Consider the following 20,247-nt stretch of genomic DNA (forward strand, 5'->3'; position numbering starts at 1 on the left):
AGAATTTCTACAGTTAGTAACACTAGCAGATTGGGTCTTGGATTTAAACCCGTGTCTCATGTGCTGAGCAAACACGTATGACTGACATTAGCCTAACTATCCGTGAAATCTGTGGGATCTACTGCGCTCCCATAATGTTACCTCCTTATTTTCCTCAAAACCTTTATACAACCGAGCTTAAACAACCTGCCAAGCTACTTTCTTTACAGTTTATTTAACATTTAGCTTCGCTTCTTCACCTTCTTTTGCTTTGAAAACCATTTTTTTAGTATTTAATGTAACTATCACTAGCAGTAAAAACACTGAAGGCAGAAATAATGATTTTCTCTTTTAGGTAAAAAATATATCTCTATAATGTCAAGCTATTGACTTCGGTTAGGAAGTACTAGAGCGCCTACGGATGCAACCAGGTTGCAATCTTTTCATTACATTTATCTCTTTAGAGGTTGTATGAAGTTTATTTGTGCGATCGTAGAACAATTGACAGAGTTTTCTTAATCCTAGTTAGAGAAATTGCAACAGATAGTTTAAAAGCGGAGAAATTAGGTTTCTAATGTATTGAAGTTACAGATGCGATCGTTACAAGAAACAATACGTATCTATCGCTAATAAATAATTTAGTATTTCCGGCTTTTTTTAGTTTTTTTGAAATCAAAAATAAAAAAAACCGGAGCTATTTTTTAATAAAAACTAAATTGTTTCTAATTTAAATCGTCCGAACAAGCCAGCATTCAATGCCTACTAATTAGGTAAATTTTGCCGTGCGAATTAATCAAAATTAGACCAATAGCTCTGGTCAATCCTACCTATTTATTTCTACTCATATTTGTAATTTGGCAATGATTCCAATGAAACGACATCTCAAGTATTTCACATTATCTTTATGCACATTTCTCCTGAGCGCGGGTCAAGCATCTGTACTCATGACGACACTACCCTTGCCAGGGTTACAAACATCAGCTGCTGTTGCTGCACCATCGCCTAATGCGGAACCAGGTGGACCGATCCTAGTCATCACAACGACTTCCGACCCTTTCAGCAACTACTATGCCGAGATTCTGCGAAATGAAGGGCTGAATACATTCAGTATCAGCGATATTTCCTCAGTTTCCTCAGAGATGCTTGCTAACTACGACGTAGTTATTCTTGCCAAGATGACCCTTAGTCCCGCTCAGGTAACAATGTTGAGTAACTGGGCGGCTAGTGGTGGTAATCTGATCGCAATGCGTCCTGACAAGCAGCTTAGTACTTTGCTTGGTCTTACTGATACAGCCTCCACACTCTCCAACGGTTATTTACTTGTAGACACGTCAAAAGCCCCTGGTAGTGGCATTGTTAACCAAACTATCCAGTTTTACGACACAGCCGATCGCTACACGCTCAACGGTGCTACCAGTCTCGCCACGCTTTATGCAAACGCAACCGCAGCAACATCTAACCCAGCGGTAACGCTGCGTAGTGTTGGTAGTAGTGGTGGTCAGGTCGCCGCATTTACTTACGATTTAGCGCGTTCGGTCGTCTACACCCGTCAAGGAAATCCCGCCTGGGCTGGACAGGAGCGCGATGGGTTGCCACTGATTCGCTCCAGTGACTTGTTTTTTGGTGCTGCCAGCAACGATCCTCAACCAGACTGGATCGATTTAAACAAGGTTGCTATTCCGCAAGCTGACGAACAACAGCGTCTGCTAGCAAACTTGATCCTGACGATGAACCTCGATAAAAAACCCCTACCCCGTTTCTGGTATTTTCCGCATGGTAAGAAAGCAGTTGTGCTGATGACTGGTGACGACCATGCAAACGGAGGGACAATAGCTCGATTCAACCAATACAAAGCTATGAGTCCAGCTGGTTGCTCTGTAGAAGATTGGGAATGCGTTCGCGGCACTTCATATATCTTTCTCAATACACCAATAACTAATGCGCAGGCAAGTGCTTTCACTGGTGATGGTTTTGAAGTAGGGTTACATGTCAATACTAACTGTGCAAATTATACGCCTACCTCACTTGAGACTTTCTACGCACAGCAGCATAGGACATTCAGTAACCTCTTTCCGAGCGTGCCCGTCTCACCAACTCAACGACATCACTGTATTGCTTGGAGTGACTGGGCTAGCGGGTTCAAAGTAGAGCTAAATCATGGAATAAGGCTCGATACTAACTACTACTTCTGGCCGCCTAATTGGGTAGGCAATCGCCCAGGATTTATGACTGGTAGTGGTATGCCGATGCGCGTTGCAGATCTAGACGGGACATTTATTGATGTATATCAAGCAGCTACACAGATGACCGATGAGTCTGGACAGCAATATCCTTTCACGGTCAATACTCTACTCGATCGCGCCCTTGGAGCAGAGGGATACTATGGTGTTTTTACTGTCAACGCCAGCTTTGTTGCATGAATCGATAAAAGTCAATTTGTTCCCCTGCTCAAGCCGTAACTAAATCTCTACTTTGTGACTATCGGGCTTGCCATGCTGAATCATGCGGTTGAGCGCCGCACATTGGAGGAATAACTCTACCGCCTGATTGTCAAAAGTCCGTCGCCGCAACTTGCCACCGAAGATAGTTTTGAGACGAAACATCGTGGTTTCAGCTAGCGAACGACGATGGTAGCCACTGTTGCGCTTCCAACGTTTACGTCCACTTGAGCGAATCCGACGTAAATTCTCGTCTCGTGGATGTGGTTTCTGCTTGCTGTTGCCATGCTGCCAGATCCGAGCATTGCGACGAGGGGGAATTGCAGCTGTGGCTTCTCGTTGGTCAATGGCATCATAGCAGTCCGCAGTATCATAGGCTCCATCAGCAGATACTTGCGCAATTTCTTCGACGATGTTGTCAAGCAGCTGGGGTAACACTTCGCCGTCGGCGACATTATTGCTGCTGACCGTAGCTGCCAGGATCTCCCCCGTGGCTTCATCCACTCCTAAATGCAACTTCCGCCAAGTCCGCCGCTTACTGACTCCGTGTTGACGCACTTTCCACTCTCCCTCTCCATAGACTTTCACTCCGGTAGAATCAACTACCACATGCACCGCTTTGGTTTTGGGTACCACAGGTAGTTCCACCGCCAATTTCCTCAGTCGGCGCGATAACGTAGAGTGGTCTGGCACTGCTAAATCAATCCCCATGAGGGTAAACAGTGATTCCAAAAAGCCTTCTGTCTGTCGTCCCGCCAGATGAAACAGTGATTGAATCGTACCCATTGTCGCAATTGCTACCTCACTATAATGATTGGAAGCGCCTCTGCGCCCAGTTTTTTGCTCGTTGTGCCACTGCTGAATCACTGCTTCATCCACCCAGAAGGTAATGCTGCCTCGTTGTTTGAGTGCTGCGTCATACGCATTCCAATTACGAATCCGGTAGCTTTCCTTGGCTTTTGTCTTCATCGTTGACTGAGTTGAGACGGCATACTCAAAATTTACTCATTTCTCCTTATTTGTGCAACAAAGCCGTCAACGCCCATACTGATAGCAACATCTCAGCAGTTTCCGATGCAGTAGTTGCCTCAGCACAAGCCCGTGGTGTACCGATAGTCTCCGCTCGTCAAATGTTGACCTGGCTTGATGGTCGCAACAGTTCCTCATTCAGCTCGTTGGTATGGAATAACAATACTTTAAGCTTTGCGATCGCGCCAGGTACAGGTGCAAGAGGGTTACAAGCAATGATTCCATTGAGATCGGCTGCTGGAACAGTTGCCAGCATTACACTTAATAGTAGCCCAGTTACTTACACAACCCAGCAAATCAAAGGTATTGAGTACGCCTTGTTCTCAGCTGCCAGTGGAAACTACGTTGCTACGTATACTACAGACACGACTCCACCCAGTATTAGTTCTACTTCTCCCAGCAACGGCGAAACAAACCTCAGCCTTGGATCGAGTTTCACAGCTACCTTCAGCGAGGCAATCGACCCAGCAACAATTAATGCAGATACTTTCGGATTACGAGATTCCACCAATGCGATCGTACCCGCTAGCGTCACCTACAACGCCGCGACCCGCACTGCTACATTGCAACCAAGCAGTTCGCTGCTGGCAGGGAAAACATATACTGCTACTGTTATAGGTGGGACGAGTCAAGTTCGCGTTCAAGATTTAGCAGGTAACCCTCTAGCCGCTAACTTTACTTGGTCTTTCACCACAACAACATCGAGTTCATATAGGCTCTGGAATGATACGGCAACGCCTACCACAGCATCTGCTCCTGACGCTCAAGCTGTGGAATTGGGAGTCAAATTCAAGTCCGATGTCAACGGTTATGTGACGGGCATCCGCTTCTACAAAGGCAGTGGCAATATCGGGACGCACGTTGGCAACCTCTGGACGAGTACGGGGCAGCTACTAGCAACCGCTACCTTTAGCAACGAAACTGCTAGCGGTTGGCAACAAGTTAACTTTTCTCAACCAGTAGCAATTAACGCTAACACGATCTACGTCGCCTCCTACCACACCAGCAGCGGTCGTTACGCTATCAACGAAGGCTATTTCACCACCAGCATTGATAGCCCACCACTACATTTTCTGCGCGATGGCGAGAGTGGCGGGAATGGAGTGTACAAGTACGGTACAACTGGCTTTCCTACCAACACCTATCGTGCTAGCAACTATTGGGTTGATGTCACCTTTACTACCAATACCAATAATCCAACCCCACCAGTTACAGATACGACTCCACCCAGTGTCAGTGCAGTTTCTCCCAGCAACGGCGCGACCAACGTGAGTACTAATACGAGTATCGCTGCAACTTTTAGCGAAGCGCTCGACCCGGCGACGATAAATGCCAATACTTTTGTGTTGCAGGCTGCCAATAACGAGATCGTCCCTGCCAGCGTCACATACGATGCAGCTAGCCGCATGGCAATCCTACAACCGAGCAGTTCGCTGGCAACTGGTACAACCTATCGCGCTACGGTCAGAGGTGGGACAACTCAACCACGGGTACAAGACCTCGCTGGCAATGCTCTAGCTACTAACTCTACCTGGTCTTTCACCACCGCAGCCGCAGCATCGACTTCTGCTTATAGTATTTGGAGTTCCAATGCAATGCCCGTTGTGGTAGCCGACTCTGATACCGCAGCCGTGGAACTTGGCATTAAGTTTAGAACAGATGTCAGCGGTTATATCACTGGTATTCGATTCTATAAGGGTACTGGAAATACAGGCGTACATATTGGTAACTTGTGGACTAGCAGTGGTCAACAACTGGCAACGGCAACATTTACCAACGAAACCGCGTCAGGTTGGCAGCAAGTCAATTTCGATCGCCCCGTAGCAATTAGCGCCAATACTGTCTATGTTGCTTCTTATCACACCAATGTCGGGCGCTACTCTAGTGATGAAAATTACTTTGCTGTTTCTGGCGCTGACAATGGACCGCTACACTTTCTAGTCAATGGAGCTAGTGGTGGCAATGGAGTGTACAAATACGGCTCCAGTGGCTTCCCCAACCAGACATATAAGGCGAGTAACTACTGGGTTGATGTTGTCTTTACTCCCAATAACTAAATCCTATCTGGGCAGTTATCATTTCACGCTTTTTTAATCCAGAGTAATTCTCGATTGCGTGCGTGACATTTGTAGGGGCGTGCGGCTGTGCGCCTCTACAGATCGTCTGTTTTACCCAATTAAAAACTGCTATCAAAACTTCCTTTCAAGCGATCGCATTCCTCCTTGGGTAAATGCGATCGCTTTTACTTTGCAATAACAAACTTGCTAGATTTCAAAATGTAGCACTTGTTACAGTTGCAGGAATTCTTGGATAGCAGACCAACGAGCCTCAAAAGTATGGCACGCTTGCATTAAGGTGAGGGCATTGCTGCGAAGGCGATCGAGTTCGCCAGGGATATTATAAAGGCGTACTAGTGCTTCTGCCATTAAGTCGGGGCGATATCGGGGTACGAGGATACTATTGAAGTTGTCTTGGATCGTTTCGCGGTTGCCAATAATGTCAAACGCAATGACAATACCTCCAGTGGCGAGGGTTTCAATTACAGTTCTGGGACAGCCTTCCCCCCATAAGAGATCCTTACCAATATTCATGCTAAGGAAAACTTCGCAAGAGCGCATACCGACTAGAACCTCTGCTTCAATACCCTGAATTTGCTGAAATTCTAAGTCGAGACCCTTTGCTTGAACGGTTTCCCGTATAATTTTGAGATAGGCTTCTGTGTGGGAACCTTCAACCATGTAACCAACGCGACGAGATTGCCGTTGCTCTGGAGCCGGAAACCAAAAAGTGCGATCGATCAAATTAGGCAAAAGGGTACAGGCACGTTGGAAGTGAGCCATGTGCCAAGCCTGAATTGTGCGGGAGATAGCAGCCACACCTTTAAGTTTACCTTGATACAGCTCTGCCAAGGCAGCAAAATCTTGATGCTCGGTAATTGCTAGTTCCATATCCCAAAAGTAAATCTGCGCACAGGGTTGTATGAAAGCTTTAGCACCTGCCAGAGAAGTCACACAGCGTACATTCTGAGCCGATTTAAGTTTCTCCTGATATTCAGCTATGGAAAGATGAGGTTGACTATCGAGCAACCAGGGTTCGTAGCTACCGTCATAGGTAACCATGTAGGCTTCGTAGCCTTTTTGACGCAGCAGTTTTACCAGCAGATTGAGTTCCTTAGTGCCACCACAAAATTTTAAGTTGCCTTGGAAACTAGCATCGATACAATAGGAAGCAAAAATAATCGGTTTACTAACTGGAGTTGCCAGATGTTGGATTGGTGACTCGTCTGAGATATAAGGGATAGTACTTTCTGGAGCCTTGACAATACCAAGTTTCATCCCAAGATGTTTCATGTTGGCATGAATGCCAGTGAAGCGAAGGAGATTGCTGACTTGATGAATCAATCCGCCGCGTAAATCCTCAAAGAAATAGGGGATCGAACGGGTAATTGCAAGTTTGATCCGAGTACTGCCATTACGAGTACGCCAATATGTCCACATAATATGTCCGCATAATTTTAAGATAACTAAGAAAAATTATTAAAAAAATTTCTTTACTTAAAGGGTTTGAAACTTTGAGCGGGAAGATATTGACAAAGCCGCTTTTTCAGCAAAGCACGCCATTTTTGTAAGCGATGGTAGTAGTGACAGTAAAACCATTCCGGTAACAAGACGTTAAGCCGTCCAAAGCCATGCTTCTTGACTAGTTTGACCCAGCTAGAAAAACGATGCTCCAACGGCATAAGTCTCAGGCGAGATTGAATTATTTCTTCAATTTCAATATTTCTTGAGCTAAAAACTTTTTGTAAGAAAACATCTGGCTCACCAACAAACATTCGATCTGCCGTTGGAATTGATGTAATAGTTAATCGAGGCACAGTTGTCGCACGGAAGTATACATCTTCCAGGCAGCGCTGCCAGTTACTTCCTATGTGTTTTTCTGCAATTGCTTGCCTGGTTGTTTCCCCAAGCGATAGCCGGAATTCTTCATCTTCAACTAAGCGAGATAGGACTGCCGTGTACTCTTGAAGATTAGGTACGAGGATTGAGTTGTCAGTCAGACCTGGTGCATCAGCACTCAGTATTTTGGACGCATTAGAGTATGGATAGCGGCTTACTAGAGGCGTACCATAGCTTCCTGCTTCCAGCAGCGATGTAATCGAGACGAAAGGAAATGAATCAACGTAGATATCAGTAGCCTGATAAAATACGGCAGTATCCTCGCGCTGTCCAAAAACTATAATTCTCCCTTGCGATCGCTGGATAGCTGCCGACCATTCCTCGGTATCGACTGGACCAATTACGATTAGAATCGCTCGGTCGTATTTTTCCAATAATGGAACGTGTGCATCCGCAAAGCTAACTCCATCAATCGTTCTGTACTTCAGCGACCTAGCGATAGAGAGCAAGACAAAGCTGTCTTCAGCAAAACCAAGTTGTCGTTTTGCTTCCGTGCGGGAAAGTATTCTTTGGGTGGGATTTAAAATAATCGGCAGCATTACGGTGCGATCGCTCGCTATGCCTCTACGCTCTTGTGATAAGCGCATACCAGATTCGCGCAGGTTAGCTACTACATCGCTGATACTCACTCCTTGCCAAAAGCAATGATCGCCGTAATCTACAAAGATAATCGGTGGAGATTGTTCCCTATTTGCAAATGCAATAGTTGGAATCACATCGTAACTCCATATATGCAGTACGACCAGATCCGCTGATGCAGCAATTTCACGTAGTTTTTTCGCCCAAGAGACAAGGTTACCGATGCTCTTGTCTAGCGCATATATTCTACCGTGGCTGTTATTCACGGCATCACTCAGAAATTGAGGAATCTCGTGTAGTCCCTGCCGTGTTAACACAAGCGAGTGGGAACGCTCAGTATCCTGCCCAATCCAGCGCCACAGCATTCTAGAATGTCCGCCAACGCCCATGACAGCAGTGGAAACATGCAATATGTTTCTTGGTGCTTTATTGCATGAGGAATTTTTATTAAGAGTAACATCGATCGGTATAGTTTGTCGTCCGATTGTCAGGAGAATTTGCTCTAGCTCAGGGCTAACAAAAAGACCGCAGTGTTGCTCAGTGGCATATAAAGCTGCAATCTCTGCATACACTGCTGCTGTGTTATGTTCACCCCTTTGTACAAAGTCTCTCGTCCGAGCAACTAGGTTGCGAAATACCTCGAAATTTTGTGGAATCAGGCGGCTACCTTCTTCTTGCCAAAGATTGAGTGTATCGCTAGCTATCCTCTCCATACAATACTCTTTGCGATCTCCTGCTATTCTTTCCTATAATTACAATCAAGCCTGACAAGCAGTTTTCAAAACCGCGATCGCCCGCTCCTGCTCCTCCTCAGTCATCTGATGGAAAAGTGGCAAAACAATAGTCCGATCTTGAGCTTGTTCGCTTTCGATGAGGCGATCGCTACCACAAGACCAAGCCTCAATTTGATATGCCGCTTCGCGGTGAGCGCACATAATCCCGCGTCGCGTGGAAATTCCCGCATCCAACATCGCCTGCATGACTTGCACCTGGTGGCATTCCTCTGGTAGACGGACGCAATAGCTCTGCCAGTTACTTTTTGCCCAATTTGGCTCGGTGGGCAATTTCAAGCCCCGCACCTCTGAGAGCTGTTGTTGGTATCGCTGTGCTAAGTAGCGGCGGCGTGCGACAATCTCCGGCAAGCGCTTGAGCTGTTCCCGTCCCACTGCTGCTTGGATATCAGTCATCCGGTAGTTGTAGCCCAACATCGGGTAAGTCTCGAAAATCACTTGTTTCGCGCCGTGGCGTATAGTATCGGGAACGCTCATGCCGTGTTGTCGCCACAGACGAAACTGCCGCTCCCATTCAGGATTGCTGGTGGTTAGCATTCCACCATCACCAGTCGTAATTACCTTGCGGGGATGGAAGGAAAAACAGGCAATATCGCCGTGCGGCTTGCCGATTTTTTCCCACTGTCCTTCCCAGAGAATTTCACTGCCAATGGCGCAGGCTGCATCTTCGATAACTGGTAGATTGTAGCGACCGGCAACGTCCACAATCGCTTTGAGGTCGCAAGGCATTCCCATCTGGTGGACGACGAGAATCGCGCGGGTGCAATCGCTCACCACCGCTTCAATTAAAGTCGGATTAATGTTGTAAGTATGCGGCTCGATATCGACAAATACGGGGATCGCACCGCAGTATCGGATACTATTGGCAGTCGCAATATAAGAATGACTGACGGTAATGACCTCATCCCCAGGCTGCACGCCCACGGCTAACAAAGCTAGATGTAATGCCGTGGTACAGTTAGAAACCGCACAAGCAGACTTTGCCCCCACATAGGCTGCAAACTCTTGCTCGAAGGCGGCGACTTCGGGTCCTTGCGTTACCCAACCGGATAAAATCGCTCGCTTAGCAGCATCTGCCTCGGCTTCGCCCATCCAAGGTTTGGCAATTGGAATATTCTGCATCTGCTCAGACATTACTTGTTTCCTTTGCTTGTTTTTCATCGCGCCACCATTTGACGAGCTGACGCAACCCCTCTTCTAGAGGGACTTGTGCCTCAAAGCCCAGCAACTCTCTCGCTTTGCTTGTATCTGCCAATCGCCGCTGTACGGGGTTGACTTTGCGTTCTGCACCATATTCTGGCTGCAAATCCGACCCCATGACTCTAGCCAAACTGTAGGCAAGGTCGTTCAAACTGCTTTCCACACCGCTAGCAATGTTAAAGACTTCGTCCGTCACATCGGCTTTAGCTGCCAAGATATTTGCCCTGGCGATATCTTCGATGTAGACAAAATCCATTGTCTGCTTGCCATCACCAAAAATCAGTGGTGCTTGACCTGCGGTAATGCGTTCCATCCAGCGAATCAGCACTTCAGTGTAAACGCCATAAATATCCATCCGGGGACCATAGACGTTGAAGTAACGCAAAGCTACGTAATCCAATCCGTACATGTCGTGGAAGCTGCGTAGGAGTCCTTCGTTAAAAGTCTTAGCTGCACCGTAAATCGTGCGGTTGTTGTAGGGATGGTGCTTCTCAGTAGTAGGAAATGCTTCTGCCATGCCGTAGATCGAGGCAGAGGAGGCGGCGACTACTTTTTTGACTTTTGCATTCACCGCCGCTTCCAAGACGTTGAAAGTTCCATTCGCTAGAACTTCCATTGCTAAGCGCGGTTCTTGGGCGCATTGAGTAATGCGAATCGCTGCCTGGTGGAAGACGAGATCGACACCTTGCATCAGATCGGCAAGCAGTTGGCGATCGCGAATGTCACCTTCGACAATCTTCACCGAACCACGCTCTAGTGACAAACGCAGATTTTGCCGATCGCCGCGCGTAAAGTTATCAAGCACGACGATTTCAGCTACTCCCTGCTCAATCAATAAGTCAGTGACGTGAGAACCTACTAAACCAGCCCCGCCCGTAATTAGTACTTTGTCAACCTGCATTTTGCTAAAAACCTAGTAGAGTACTTGTGAGATTGCAACTTTAACTCGGAAGCGATCGCAGTATAGTCCGATCGTCTCGTCTAATGGCGATCTCTGCTCGTAAATAACTTTGTTGAGTATTCAATCAGAAACTCCAGCACCAGCCAGCTACATTGCTAAACTCCGTAGCTACTTGCATGTTTTGCCAAGTCCTCTGATGATTCGTATCCATCACGCCAGCGAAGAAAACGAGCCGGAACGCCAGTAACAATTGCAAATGGTGGTACGTTCTTGGTAACAACTGCGCCCGCACCAACAATGCTACCTTTGCCAATTGTGACTCCAGGTAAAACAACCGCGTTCATACCAATATCCGCTCCAGCTTCAATTTTGACTGATTTGATTTCTAGGTCTGTTTGAATAATGGGAACGTCAACGGGTAATCCAGTATGGGTTGAACCTAGAACTTTTGCACCTGGTCCCCACCCAACATTGTCTTCAATTATCAAGTCACGCGCATCAAAATAGCTTTGAGGACCGATCCAAACTTGGTTACCGATCGCGCACTTACCATCAAATCGTCCTTGAATGTAACTTTGCGAACCAATGAACACGCGATCGCCAATCTCAAACGTTTCTAAATGTTTGAAGCCTACTCCACTGCCAATCCGAACTCCATGTCCAAATTGCTGCGCTACCGCTCGCCAAATAGCTCGTCGCATTAGTCCATCAATATCTCCATCGCCGATCGCAAAACGCGAGTGCAGCTCAAGTAATCCCTTTTGTCCATACTGGTTGAGGAGATATTCTGCTAATCCAATTTCAAAATCAGGATCTGGCTGAAAGTCTTTCAAGCCATGAACGGCTTGGACAGTTCTTATCCTATCTAGTTCAAACATTGTCTTCCTCAACTATTTCCTGACTAGCTCTAGGATCGCGGCAAACATAGTACAGACAAGCTGCATCATATAAGTTTTGCTGTTCGAGAAAATTGTCAAGTATCAGACATATTCAGCAATTACCGCATTGACAATCTGGGTTTGTGAATCTGCGGTCAATTCTGCATACATTGGCAAGGATAAAACTTCCTTTGATGCCGCTTCTGAGTGAGGAAATGCGCCAGCTTGATAACCCAGGTCGGCATAAGCTGGTTGCAGGTGTACCGGAATGGGATAGTGAATGCCTGTTTGAATCCCTTTCTCTTGCAGCTTTTGTTGTAAAGTGTCCCGCTGCTGCGATCGCACGGCATAGACATGATAAACATGATGGCTGTAAGGCATCGCCGTCGGAGTTTTCACACCTGCATTTGCTAGCGGTTTGTCATATCGTGCGGCGTGCGCTCTGCGTGCCTCTGTCCATGCATCTAAATGGCGTAACTTCACCCGTAAGATTGCGCCCTGGATGCCGTCCATCCGGTAGTTGTATCCCTTAAAGACGTGGTGATACTTGCGTTCTTGCCCCCAATCGCGTAGCATCCGCATTTGGCGCTCGTATTCGGGATTGTTGGTGACGACCATACCACCTTCGCCACATGCCCCTAAGTTCTTCCCAGGATAGAAGCTGAAACAACCAATGTCGCCAAGACTACCAACTCGCTGCCCTTTGTACTCGGCTCTATGTGCCTGTGCTGCATCTTCAATTACAACGAGACCGTGACGGCGAGCGATTTCTAAAATCGGTTCCATGTCGGCTGGTTGACCGTACAGATGCACTGGTAGAATTGCTTTGGTGCGCGGGGTGATGGCTGCTTCAATCTGGGTCACGTCCATCGTGTATGACACGGGATCGATATCGACGAAGACAGGTTTAGCTCCGGTGTAACAAATGGCGGCGGTGGTGGCAACAAAAGTGAAAGGAACGGTAATCACTTCGTCACCCGTGCCAATTCCAGCGGCTAATAATGCTAAGTGGAGAGCGCTAGTGCCTGTATTGACAGCAATGCCATAGTCAGCACTGCAGTAATGAGCGAACTCTTCTTCTAAAGCGACAACTTCGCTACCTAGCACAAATTGCGTGCTTTCTAAAGCTTTGAGGACAGCAGTATCGATTTCGTTTTTAATGCTCAGGTATTGTGCTTTTAGGTCTACAAATGGGATCATGCTGCTACCTCCATCGTGTTTAGTTCAATTAATCGCCCTTGCTGCTTGATGGACTGGGTAGCAGCTTCCAGAATTTTTACGACCCGCAGTCCTGCTTCCCCATCACTAATGGGGCGATCGCTTTGCTTAATACAATCTATAAAGTGCAGTCCTTCTGTCCGTATTGCCTCTGTCATATCCAAGTGCGGAGCCCACATATCCCCTGCACGGTAGCCAATCAGCATTTGATATACGCTTTCGGCAGAGTTGCTATTGAGGGTAATTCCTTTGTCGTAAATCTTGACCTTCTCGCTCGGTTCTAAATCATCGTAGACAATCATGCGTTGACTGCCACCAATTAACGTGCGACGAACTTTGACTGGAGCCAACCAGTTGACGTGGAGATGAGCCATCAAGTTGTTTTCAAAAAATAACGTTAAGTAGGCAATGTTTTCCGGTCCTCTAGGTACGTGGCTAATACCTGTAGCTGAGACAGCATAAGGTCGGTATGGCAGTAGATAGTCCATAATCGAAAGGTCGTGAACTGCCAGATCCCACAATACGTTCACGTCATGCTGAAATAGTCCGAGGTTAACGCGCACCGAATCGTAGTAATAAATCTCGCCTACAACCTTAGTCGTAATTAGATCGTGCATCTTGCGAACAGCACCCGTGTAAACAAAGGTGTGATCTACCATCAACACTAGGTTGCGCCGTTGTGCTTCCTCAATTAACCTCATTGCCTGTTCGGAAGAGGTCGTCATCGGTTTCTCTACCAGGACGTGCTTGCCAGCTTGCAATGCTGCTAGAGCTAAATCGAAGTGAGTGGAAACTGGTGTGGCGATCGCCACGGCATCGATCTTTGGATCTTTTAATATGTCTTGATAATCGGTCGTGACTTTCAAGGTAGGATACCGTGTCTGCGCTTTTACCAGCAATTCTGGTTTAAAATCGCTCACAGTTTTTACCTGCGCTCCTGGGATTTCAGAGAAATTTCTGACTAAATTAGGTCCCCAGTAACCATAGCCAATTACACCTATAGCAATCGTATCTTTCATTATTGTTACCTAACTAATTTTTCAACCGATCGGGAAGTGCTGGAATTTACGCATAGTCAAAATGACTTTTTTCTCGATCGCGATCGCATACAACTTTGAAGCAGCATTGAAGTCATAATTTTTACAAAATAGCAACTATATTTTTTTACATTCAAAGTCATTCAAGCGATCGACATCTATTGTAGTCAGTCGCAATTCTAGCTCGATCGGTTCTTTTTAAAATGGCGTATCCATTATGTAAAAAAAGATTTTGAGCAACTATGGTGTAGCCTGTTTATGCTAGTAATCTATGGAGTAAATTATGATTTTGCAAGGAGTTAATACCTTCAAGCAAGACAAAATTAGCTCCATAAATCTCATCAAATCCAGCAGAAATATCAAATTCGGGACGAGCGATCAATATCATATCAAAACAATCGATTTGATTTCTTTCTTTAATTTTTATAATGGTATTTTTAGCAAGTTTTATATTATTTGTATCTTCATTGTAGTGACGTAAACGAGCTAACAAGGACTGATAACTATTTCCATTCACTTCTTTTGGGAAAATAGTAGATTTTGAAACTTTCTTCAAATCAGATGCGTTTCCTTGACAAGTTAAAACACTATAAAATTCAATCGAAGAGTCTCGCGAACAGCGTTTCTTTAAATTTTGCAACTTCGTCGTAACTAGCTCAATACAAAATACTTTGATGTTATTCGGATTGTCTCGAATTCCTGTGAAAAACATCTCAGTAGTTTTCGTTCCGGCAGATGCACCAATAACTAACAATGTTTCGATATCTTCATCTCGGATCAGTTTATTGACAACAGAAAAGAACTCATCTTTTTGAAATGCCGACAAATGGTAAGGTAGAAAATAGCCGAACGAATTTTCTAAAACATTTAATACCCGAACTATTCTTGGTTTTAACTTAGATTTGATTTTTGATATTAGCCGTCTAGCAAATCGGAAATCAATACGATAGGGAGCAGGTAATAAACTATTATATTTTCTCACTTCCATTTTAGGAACGAGCTTCAATAAATCATTAAAAATATGTCTGTTTTGTAACGGTACTTCTACTTTGGAAATTCGTCCTTCTGAGCCAGAGGCGTTAGTCAGATGTTCTGCAAAAGTTACCTGCTTGCAAGCTTTTAACATAATACAAACATTAGTTACCCAGTCGCTAAAGCTCCATTTTGGTAATTGGTGAACGCTAATTCGGTAGTTTGATAAATTCTGGTTCGGTATAGCGATTTGACTCTCTGAATTATTTAAAACCTCAATTGCCCAACGAACGCGATCTAGTTCGGGATGGTAAAGTGACGGAAACTGATTAACACGTTCTGTTGCCTCGCTTAGCTTTCCTTGACAAAGGAGGATAATAATCAGGTAAGCCCACTCTACTGGATCGGGTTCTGAAGCTTTATTTAAAATTAGTATGCATTCAATTGGTTGGAAAATCCATGAGAGTGCTTCCCGAGCATTTCCTTTATAGAGGTTACATATCGCTAGACGTAATTTTGGCTCAGGTAGCATTTGTATTAAAGAATTTAGACAACATAAATATAGAGATTCTGCTTCATCATATTTACCATTCCAGAGTTTTTCGTCTCCTTGATGGAGAAGTATTTTATCAAGTGTATTATTAATAATATGCGTACTTTTAATTCCTGAAATTTCTTCTACAAGAGTCAGCTCTCCAAAGGGGTTATTCTGAACGATTTTTTGACCGGGTTTGATAATTTTATTCAGATTAAACCATTGAAATATTTGATCTCGTTGTTTGAGAGTGTGTTGAGAGTGGACTAGTTGATAACCTGCATTAGTAATCTTCTCTAGTTCTTCTGGATTTTGAAATAGGTAATCAATTTTATTTAATACATCAGTTTCGTCAGCAAAAACACAATTTTGCATATCAACGAAGCCAGCAGCTTCTAAAGCTGGAGTTTTTTCTGTAATTAGACAAGATTTACATGCGGGAATTTCAAAATGTTTACGCACAACTTCTTTGACTATTGTGCCGCAAGCTGGTACAAACCAAGAGGCATTGATCGTGCGTGCGTACTACTGACCGTAAAGCATTCGGAATGCTGTTTTTTCTTCATATCCAAAGTGCGGGCTGATCAAGGATGGATAAGCCTGAGATACAACCTTTAAAATTTGTTGTCGCCAAGGATAAAAAGAACTGTTACTACCTGTAAAAAGTACTGGTATAGTTTTAGGATATGCATAATCTCGATATAAATCGGGATCGATAAAATTAGACCACGTAAATATGCGATCGCTAAGTTCGGGCATATACTCAGCAGCACGTACAGATAGACTAAATAATGTTTGTATGCCCCAATTTTCTATATCATAAATAAAAGCAGATCGAGCTTCACAAAAACAATCTGCATGATAAAAGCCTAATTTGGGTATTTTTGGATAAACACAAGTATTTTTAATATTTAGACGAGTATATCCCCAAGCTGATATGCCAATTTCAAAAAGCGTGATTTCCGGTTGATACCGATCGCAAATTTCTTGATAGTCGCAATCTTGATTAATTACAGTGACATCAAAGAATTCAGCTAAACACTTCACTTGTTGTTGATAGTGCAATCGAACAAAATTCGCTATGTGTTCGTATTTTCTTTGAAAATATACAAGTTTTGGTTTATTTTTTAACTCGGTAATAGTAGTCATTAAAGTATCTCTCTAAAATTTGGTTTTAGGCGATCGGGTTACCTTTATACAGCTAAAATATCAACCGTATAGCACCTATTTGCTTCAGACAAACTCAGCAATATTACTCTGGCTTACTTACCAACTCTAGATTTTGAGAGCGATCGCGCACGTCACCGATAATACGTGCAGGTACTCCGACTACAATTGCATAGTTAGGAACATCATGAGTTACTACTGCTCCAGCTCCAACTATCGCTTTTTCTCCAATAGTCACGCCCGGTAGGATAGTAGCATTACTACCAATAGAAGCACGGCATTTTACTAAAGTTTTGACTATACTCCAATCAGCTTCAGTTTGCAAGCTTCCATCTTCATTCGTGGCTTGCGGATAAAGGTCATTAGTAAACATAACTCCATGACCAATAAATACTTCATCCTCGATCGCAACACCTTCACAGAGAAAACTGTGAGATGAAATTTTACACCGACTCCCTACAACAGTATTTTTCTGAATCTCTACAAAAGTACCGATTTTAGTATCGTCACCAATCGTGCAACCATAAAGATTTACAAGTTGAGGATGAAAAATTTTCACATTTTTACCAAACTTTACATCATCTTTGACTGGCATTTCTTATCTACCTATCGATCTCAATTTAGAATTAATTCTTGTCCACAGTTTGCCAAACTGCTTCTTCTAAATACATGCACTCATGAGATTGCCATTGACACTCTTCCCGTTCAGTACCATGCATCGTGACTTCAAAATGACAAATATTAGAGAGATTTTCTAATATAGTATTGCTCCGAATTTCAGACAACCATGTCGCGATCGTATACGCACCCATGTACAATCTGAATTTTGGAACTTCACATCGCACAATAAACGTTCCTGGTTCTTGGCGAAAAGGAGCTTTAGCGTCGTAAAACCAGAAAATACAAACAGATTGTTGCAACTCATTAACTACATTAAAAGAGAACCACAAAGTTTCATGGGGTTGAGTTATATGTATGGCAAACTCAAAAGTAATAGGTTTACCCCAGCAGTGAATTCCTTGTTCTTCAGAAGTATGTACCCGCATCCAGGTTATATAGTTGTTTGTTTTGTTTGCAGGAGCTTGGTAATAAGGAAGTTTTTCAGAATCATTTTTTTGCTCAGTTAGATATAAGCGTACTGCTTTATCGCTATGACCATCAAATTGAACATTCCCTTTGGAAAGCAATATGCAACGCTGAGTCAGTTGGGCAATAGCTTGCATACTATGGCTGACGAATAAAACTGTGCGTCCTTCTTTATTTGATACATCACCCATTTTTCCCAAACATTTCTTTTGAAATGCTGAATCGCCTACTGCTAAGACTTCATCCACAATCAAAATTTCTGGTTCCAAGTGAGCAGCAACAGAGAAAGCAAGGCGAACGTACATTCCAGAAGAATATCGCTTGACTGGAGTATCTAAAAACTTTTCAATTTCAGCAAAGGCAACAATTTCATCAAACTTTTTTTTAATCTCGGCTCTACTCATGCCTAAAATAGAACCGTTGAGATAAATATTTTCTCGTCCAGTTAGTTCTGGGTGAAATCCCGTTCCTACTTCTAGCAAGCTTGCCACTCGCCCTTTAGCAACTATATTTCCTCTAGTAGGTTCAGTAATACGACTCAAAAGTTTTAATAGTGTCGATTTTCCTGCACCATTGCGTCCAATGACACCAATAGCTTCACCTTGTTTAATCTCGAAAGAAACGTCTTTTAATGCCCAAAATTCTTCACGAGTTGGATTATAAGTTCTGCGATCGCGCTGCTTTAGAAAGTGATGTTTAAAAGATTTGACTCCGCTAGCCAGCGTATCTCGCAGTGTGGTGTAACGTTCTTGCTTTTGATGACCGAGAATGTATTTTTTACTTAGATTTTCGACGCGAATTACTGAATCTGACATACTTTAAAGTTCTGACTTAAATTACGTCTGCAAACGATCGCTCTACCTTGCGAAAATACCAGATGCTACTGCCAAACAGTAAAGCTACTAATACTACAGACAACATGAATCCTTGCCAATAGAGTTGAGTCTCTCCACCAAGAATTGCCCAACGAAAACCATCGATAACACCCACCATTGGGTTAAGTGAATAAATTAAACGCCATTGTTCGGGTACGATGCTGCTACTAAATCCAACCGGAGAAATATACAAACCAAACTGGACGATGAACGGCACGATAAAGCGAAAATCACGATATTTAACATTCAATGCTGATAGCCATAATCCTCCACCGATAGCAGCGACAAAAGCGATCGCCATAAATAATGGCAGCGTTAAAATTTGCCAGGAAGGAATAAAGTTATACCATGCCATCAAACCTAACAAAATCATGCCTGATACAAGAAAATCTACAAAACTGACAACAACTGCACTAGCAGGCACAATTAAACGGGGGAAGTAAACCTTAGAAATCAAATTAGCATTAGAAATGAGGCTATTACTACATTCTGCAAGAGCGCTGGCAAAAAATTGCCAAGGTAACATAGCTGCAAACACCATAATTGGATATGGTACGCCCTCAGCAGGTAGTTTTGCGAGTTTGCCAAATACGACTGTAAAGACAATCATGGTTAAAAATGGGCGTACTAATGCCCACGCAATACCAATCGCAGTCTGCTTGTAACGCACTAAAATGTCTCGCCAAGCCAGGAAGTAAAATAATTCGCGGTAGCGCCATAAATCTTTCCAGTACTGGTGTTCTGTTCTACCAGCTGCAATAATTAATTCAGATTGACTGTGGTTTGTCACAAGTAGTCAGAGTAATTACTTAGGAAATGTTTAATGTAAGCTTGTATGAAAGGCAGGCTAGAAACCTACCCCATAAACGATTGATGTTCTTTTCGATCGCAACTTCTGAAGTTGTTCTCTAAAAAACTAGGGGCGGGCATTAGCTTTTGGAGAATTAGCTTTTGTCAAAGCTTCTGCTAGTGAGTCATTTGGTATGAGTGTTGCCATAAAAAGGATGGTCAATTAAAGTGAAGATACATAGTTTTTCAGGTTGTGATGACACGGCAAAAAAAAGCACCTTTGCGACCGTTAAGTGATGAAGAACAAACCGACTTGAAAAAACTGAGCCGTTCTCAATCCCAATCATCTGCTAGTGTCATGCGGGCCAAAGCGATTCTAGCCGTGGCTCTTGGGGCTGATTACACGAGTGCAGCGCAGTTAGTAGGATTACGCTGTGGTGATACGGTCAGCAAGTGGGTCAGTCGCTTCAATGTTGAAGGCTTAGCTGCCTTACAGCCTCGACATGGCGGTGGGGCAGTAGTGCAATACAGCGAACCAGAAAAACAACGCATCCTGTCCGAATTTCAGCGTCAACCAGAGCGGCAGAAAGAGGGCACGGCAACCTGGTCAGTAGCTACACTTCAACGGGCTTTGCGTCAGGCTCCTGATGGCTTAACCCAAATCAGTACTTATACAATTTGGCAGGTACTCAAAGAGGCGGGCTATAGCTGGCAAAAGAGCCGCAGTTGGTTAAAAACTGGACAGGTGAAGCGCATACGCAAAGGCAAGCTAGTAGTAGTAACTGACCCAGATACCGTGGCAAAAAAAAACTGATAG

Annotated in this window: 17 protein-coding genes; 4 read left to right on the forward strand and 13 right to left on the reverse strand. The window is 44.2% G+C overall.

Annotated features, from left to right (window positions below):
- Positions 1-848 precede the first annotated feature (848 nt).
- Positions 849-2,399: a hypothetical protein gene (locus N4J56_RS27195; protein WP_317109280.1), complete on the forward strand. Its 1,551-nt coding sequence runs from the start codon at positions 849-851 to the stop codon at positions 2,397-2,399.
- A gap of 39 nt (positions 2,400-2,438) precedes the next feature.
- Here N4J56_RS27195 and N4J56_RS27200 read toward each other — a convergent pair whose 3' ends face one another.
- Positions 2,439-3,386 carry an IS5 family transposase gene (locus tag N4J56_RS27200; RefSeq protein ID WP_317109281.1) on the reverse strand — a complete coding sequence of 316 codons (948 nt, stop codon included), beginning with the start codon at positions 3,384-3,386 and terminating at the stop codon, positions 2,439-2,441.
- On the opposite strand from N4J56_RS27200, the gene N4J56_RS27205 reads away from it, so the two are divergent.
- Positions 3,377-5,503 (forward strand): DUF4082 domain-containing protein, encoded by a 2,127-nt coding sequence (locus N4J56_RS27205; RefSeq protein WP_317109282.1) that lies wholly within the window; start codon positions 3,377-3,379, stop codon positions 5,501-5,503. The two genes, N4J56_RS27200 and N4J56_RS27205, sit on opposite strands and share 10 nt — an antisense overlap.
- Positions 5,504-5,561: 58 nt before the next feature.
- Complete coding sequence (locus N4J56_RS27210; protein ID WP_317109283.1) at positions 5,562-5,702, forward strand: hypothetical protein; 141 nt, start codon at positions 5,562-5,564, stop codon at positions 5,700-5,702.
- Between the two features lie 32 nt (positions 5,703-5,734).
- On the opposite strand, the gene N4J56_RS27215 is transcribed toward N4J56_RS27210, so the two are convergent.
- The 12 genes from N4J56_RS27215 to N4J56_RS27270 form a co-directional block, all read right to left on the reverse strand.
- Positions 5,735-6,943 (reverse strand): glycosyltransferase, encoded by a 1,209-nt coding sequence (locus tag N4J56_RS27215; RefSeq protein WP_317109284.1) that lies wholly within the window; start codon positions 6,941-6,943, stop codon positions 5,735-5,737.
- 53 nt (positions 6,944-6,996) lie between these two features.
- The gene (locus N4J56_RS27220; protein ID WP_317109285.1) at positions 6,997-8,694 is read right to left on the reverse strand and encodes a glycosyltransferase; all 1,698 of its coding nucleotides are present in this window, start codon (positions 8,692-8,694) and stop codon (positions 6,997-6,999) included.
- 45 nt (positions 8,695-8,739) lie between these two features.
- Positions 8,740-9,906, reverse strand: coding sequence for a DegT/DnrJ/EryC1/StrS family aminotransferase (locus tag N4J56_RS27225; protein ID WP_317109286.1), 1,167 nt, complete (start codon positions 9,904-9,906; stop codon positions 8,740-8,742).
- Entirely contained in the window at positions 9,899-10,873 is a 975-nt protein-coding gene (locus N4J56_RS27230; protein WP_317109287.1) for an NAD-dependent epimerase/dehydratase family protein, read from the reverse strand. The genes N4J56_RS27225 and N4J56_RS27230 overlap by 8 nt, the downstream gene beginning before the upstream one ends.
- 155 nt (positions 10,874-11,028) lie before the next feature.
- On the reverse strand, positions 11,029-11,751 hold the full coding sequence (locus tag N4J56_RS27235; RefSeq protein ID WP_317109288.1) for an acyltransferase: 723 nt from the start codon (positions 11,749-11,751) through the stop codon (positions 11,029-11,031).
- 102 nt (positions 11,752-11,853) lie between these two features.
- Positions 11,854-12,951, reverse strand: a complete 1,098-nt coding sequence (locus N4J56_RS27240) for a DegT/DnrJ/EryC1/StrS family aminotransferase (protein WP_317109289.1) — start codon at positions 12,949-12,951, stop codon at positions 11,854-11,856.
- The gene (locus N4J56_RS27245; protein ID WP_317109290.1) at positions 12,948-13,988 is read right to left on the reverse strand and encodes a Gfo/Idh/MocA family oxidoreductase; all 1,041 of its coding nucleotides are present in this window, start codon (positions 13,986-13,988) and stop codon (positions 12,948-12,950) included. The genes N4J56_RS27240 and N4J56_RS27245 overlap by 4 nt, the downstream gene beginning before the upstream one ends.
- Positions 13,989-14,262: 274 nt before the next feature.
- Positions 14,263-15,975 carry a glycosyltransferase gene (locus N4J56_RS27250; protein WP_317109291.1) on the reverse strand — a complete coding sequence of 571 codons (1,713 nt, stop codon included), beginning with the start codon at positions 15,973-15,975 and terminating at the stop codon, positions 14,263-14,265.
- 63 nt (positions 15,976-16,038) lie between these two features.
- On the reverse strand, positions 16,039-16,662 hold the full coding sequence (locus tag N4J56_RS27255) for a hypothetical protein (protein ID WP_317109292.1): 624 nt from the start codon (positions 16,660-16,662) through the stop codon (positions 16,039-16,041).
- A 103-nt stretch (positions 16,663-16,765) separates the two neighbouring features.
- On the reverse strand, positions 16,766-17,275 hold the full coding sequence (locus N4J56_RS27260; protein ID WP_317109293.1) for an acyltransferase: 510 nt from the start codon (positions 17,273-17,275) through the stop codon (positions 16,766-16,768).
- A gap of 31 nt (positions 17,276-17,306) precedes the next feature.
- Positions 17,307-18,581 carry a polysaccharide ABC transporter ATP-binding protein gene (locus tag N4J56_RS27265; protein WP_317109294.1) on the reverse strand — a complete coding sequence of 425 codons (1,275 nt, stop codon included), beginning with the start codon at positions 18,579-18,581 and terminating at the stop codon, positions 17,307-17,309.
- A 16-nt stretch (positions 18,582-18,597) separates the two neighbouring features.
- Positions 18,598-19,431, reverse strand: a complete 834-nt coding sequence (locus tag N4J56_RS27270) for an ABC transporter permease (protein WP_317109295.1) — start codon at positions 19,429-19,431, stop codon at positions 18,598-18,600.
- Positions 19,432-19,686: 255 nt separating this feature from the next.
- Here N4J56_RS27270 and N4J56_RS27275 point away from each other — a divergent pair, with 255 nt between their 5' ends.
- Positions 19,687-20,244 (forward strand): helix-turn-helix domain-containing protein, encoded by a 558-nt coding sequence (locus N4J56_RS27275; RefSeq protein ID WP_317105833.1) that lies wholly within the window; start codon positions 19,687-19,689, stop codon positions 20,242-20,244.
- The last annotated feature ends 3 nt before the right edge of the window (positions 20,245-20,247 follow it).

Origin of the sequence: Chroococcidiopsis sp. SAG 2025 (assembly GCF_032860985.1) — a bacterium.
In the GTDB taxonomy this organism is placed as follows: Bacteria; Cyanobacteriota; Cyanobacteriia; order Cyanobacteriales; family Chroococcidiopsidaceae; genus Chroococcidiopsis.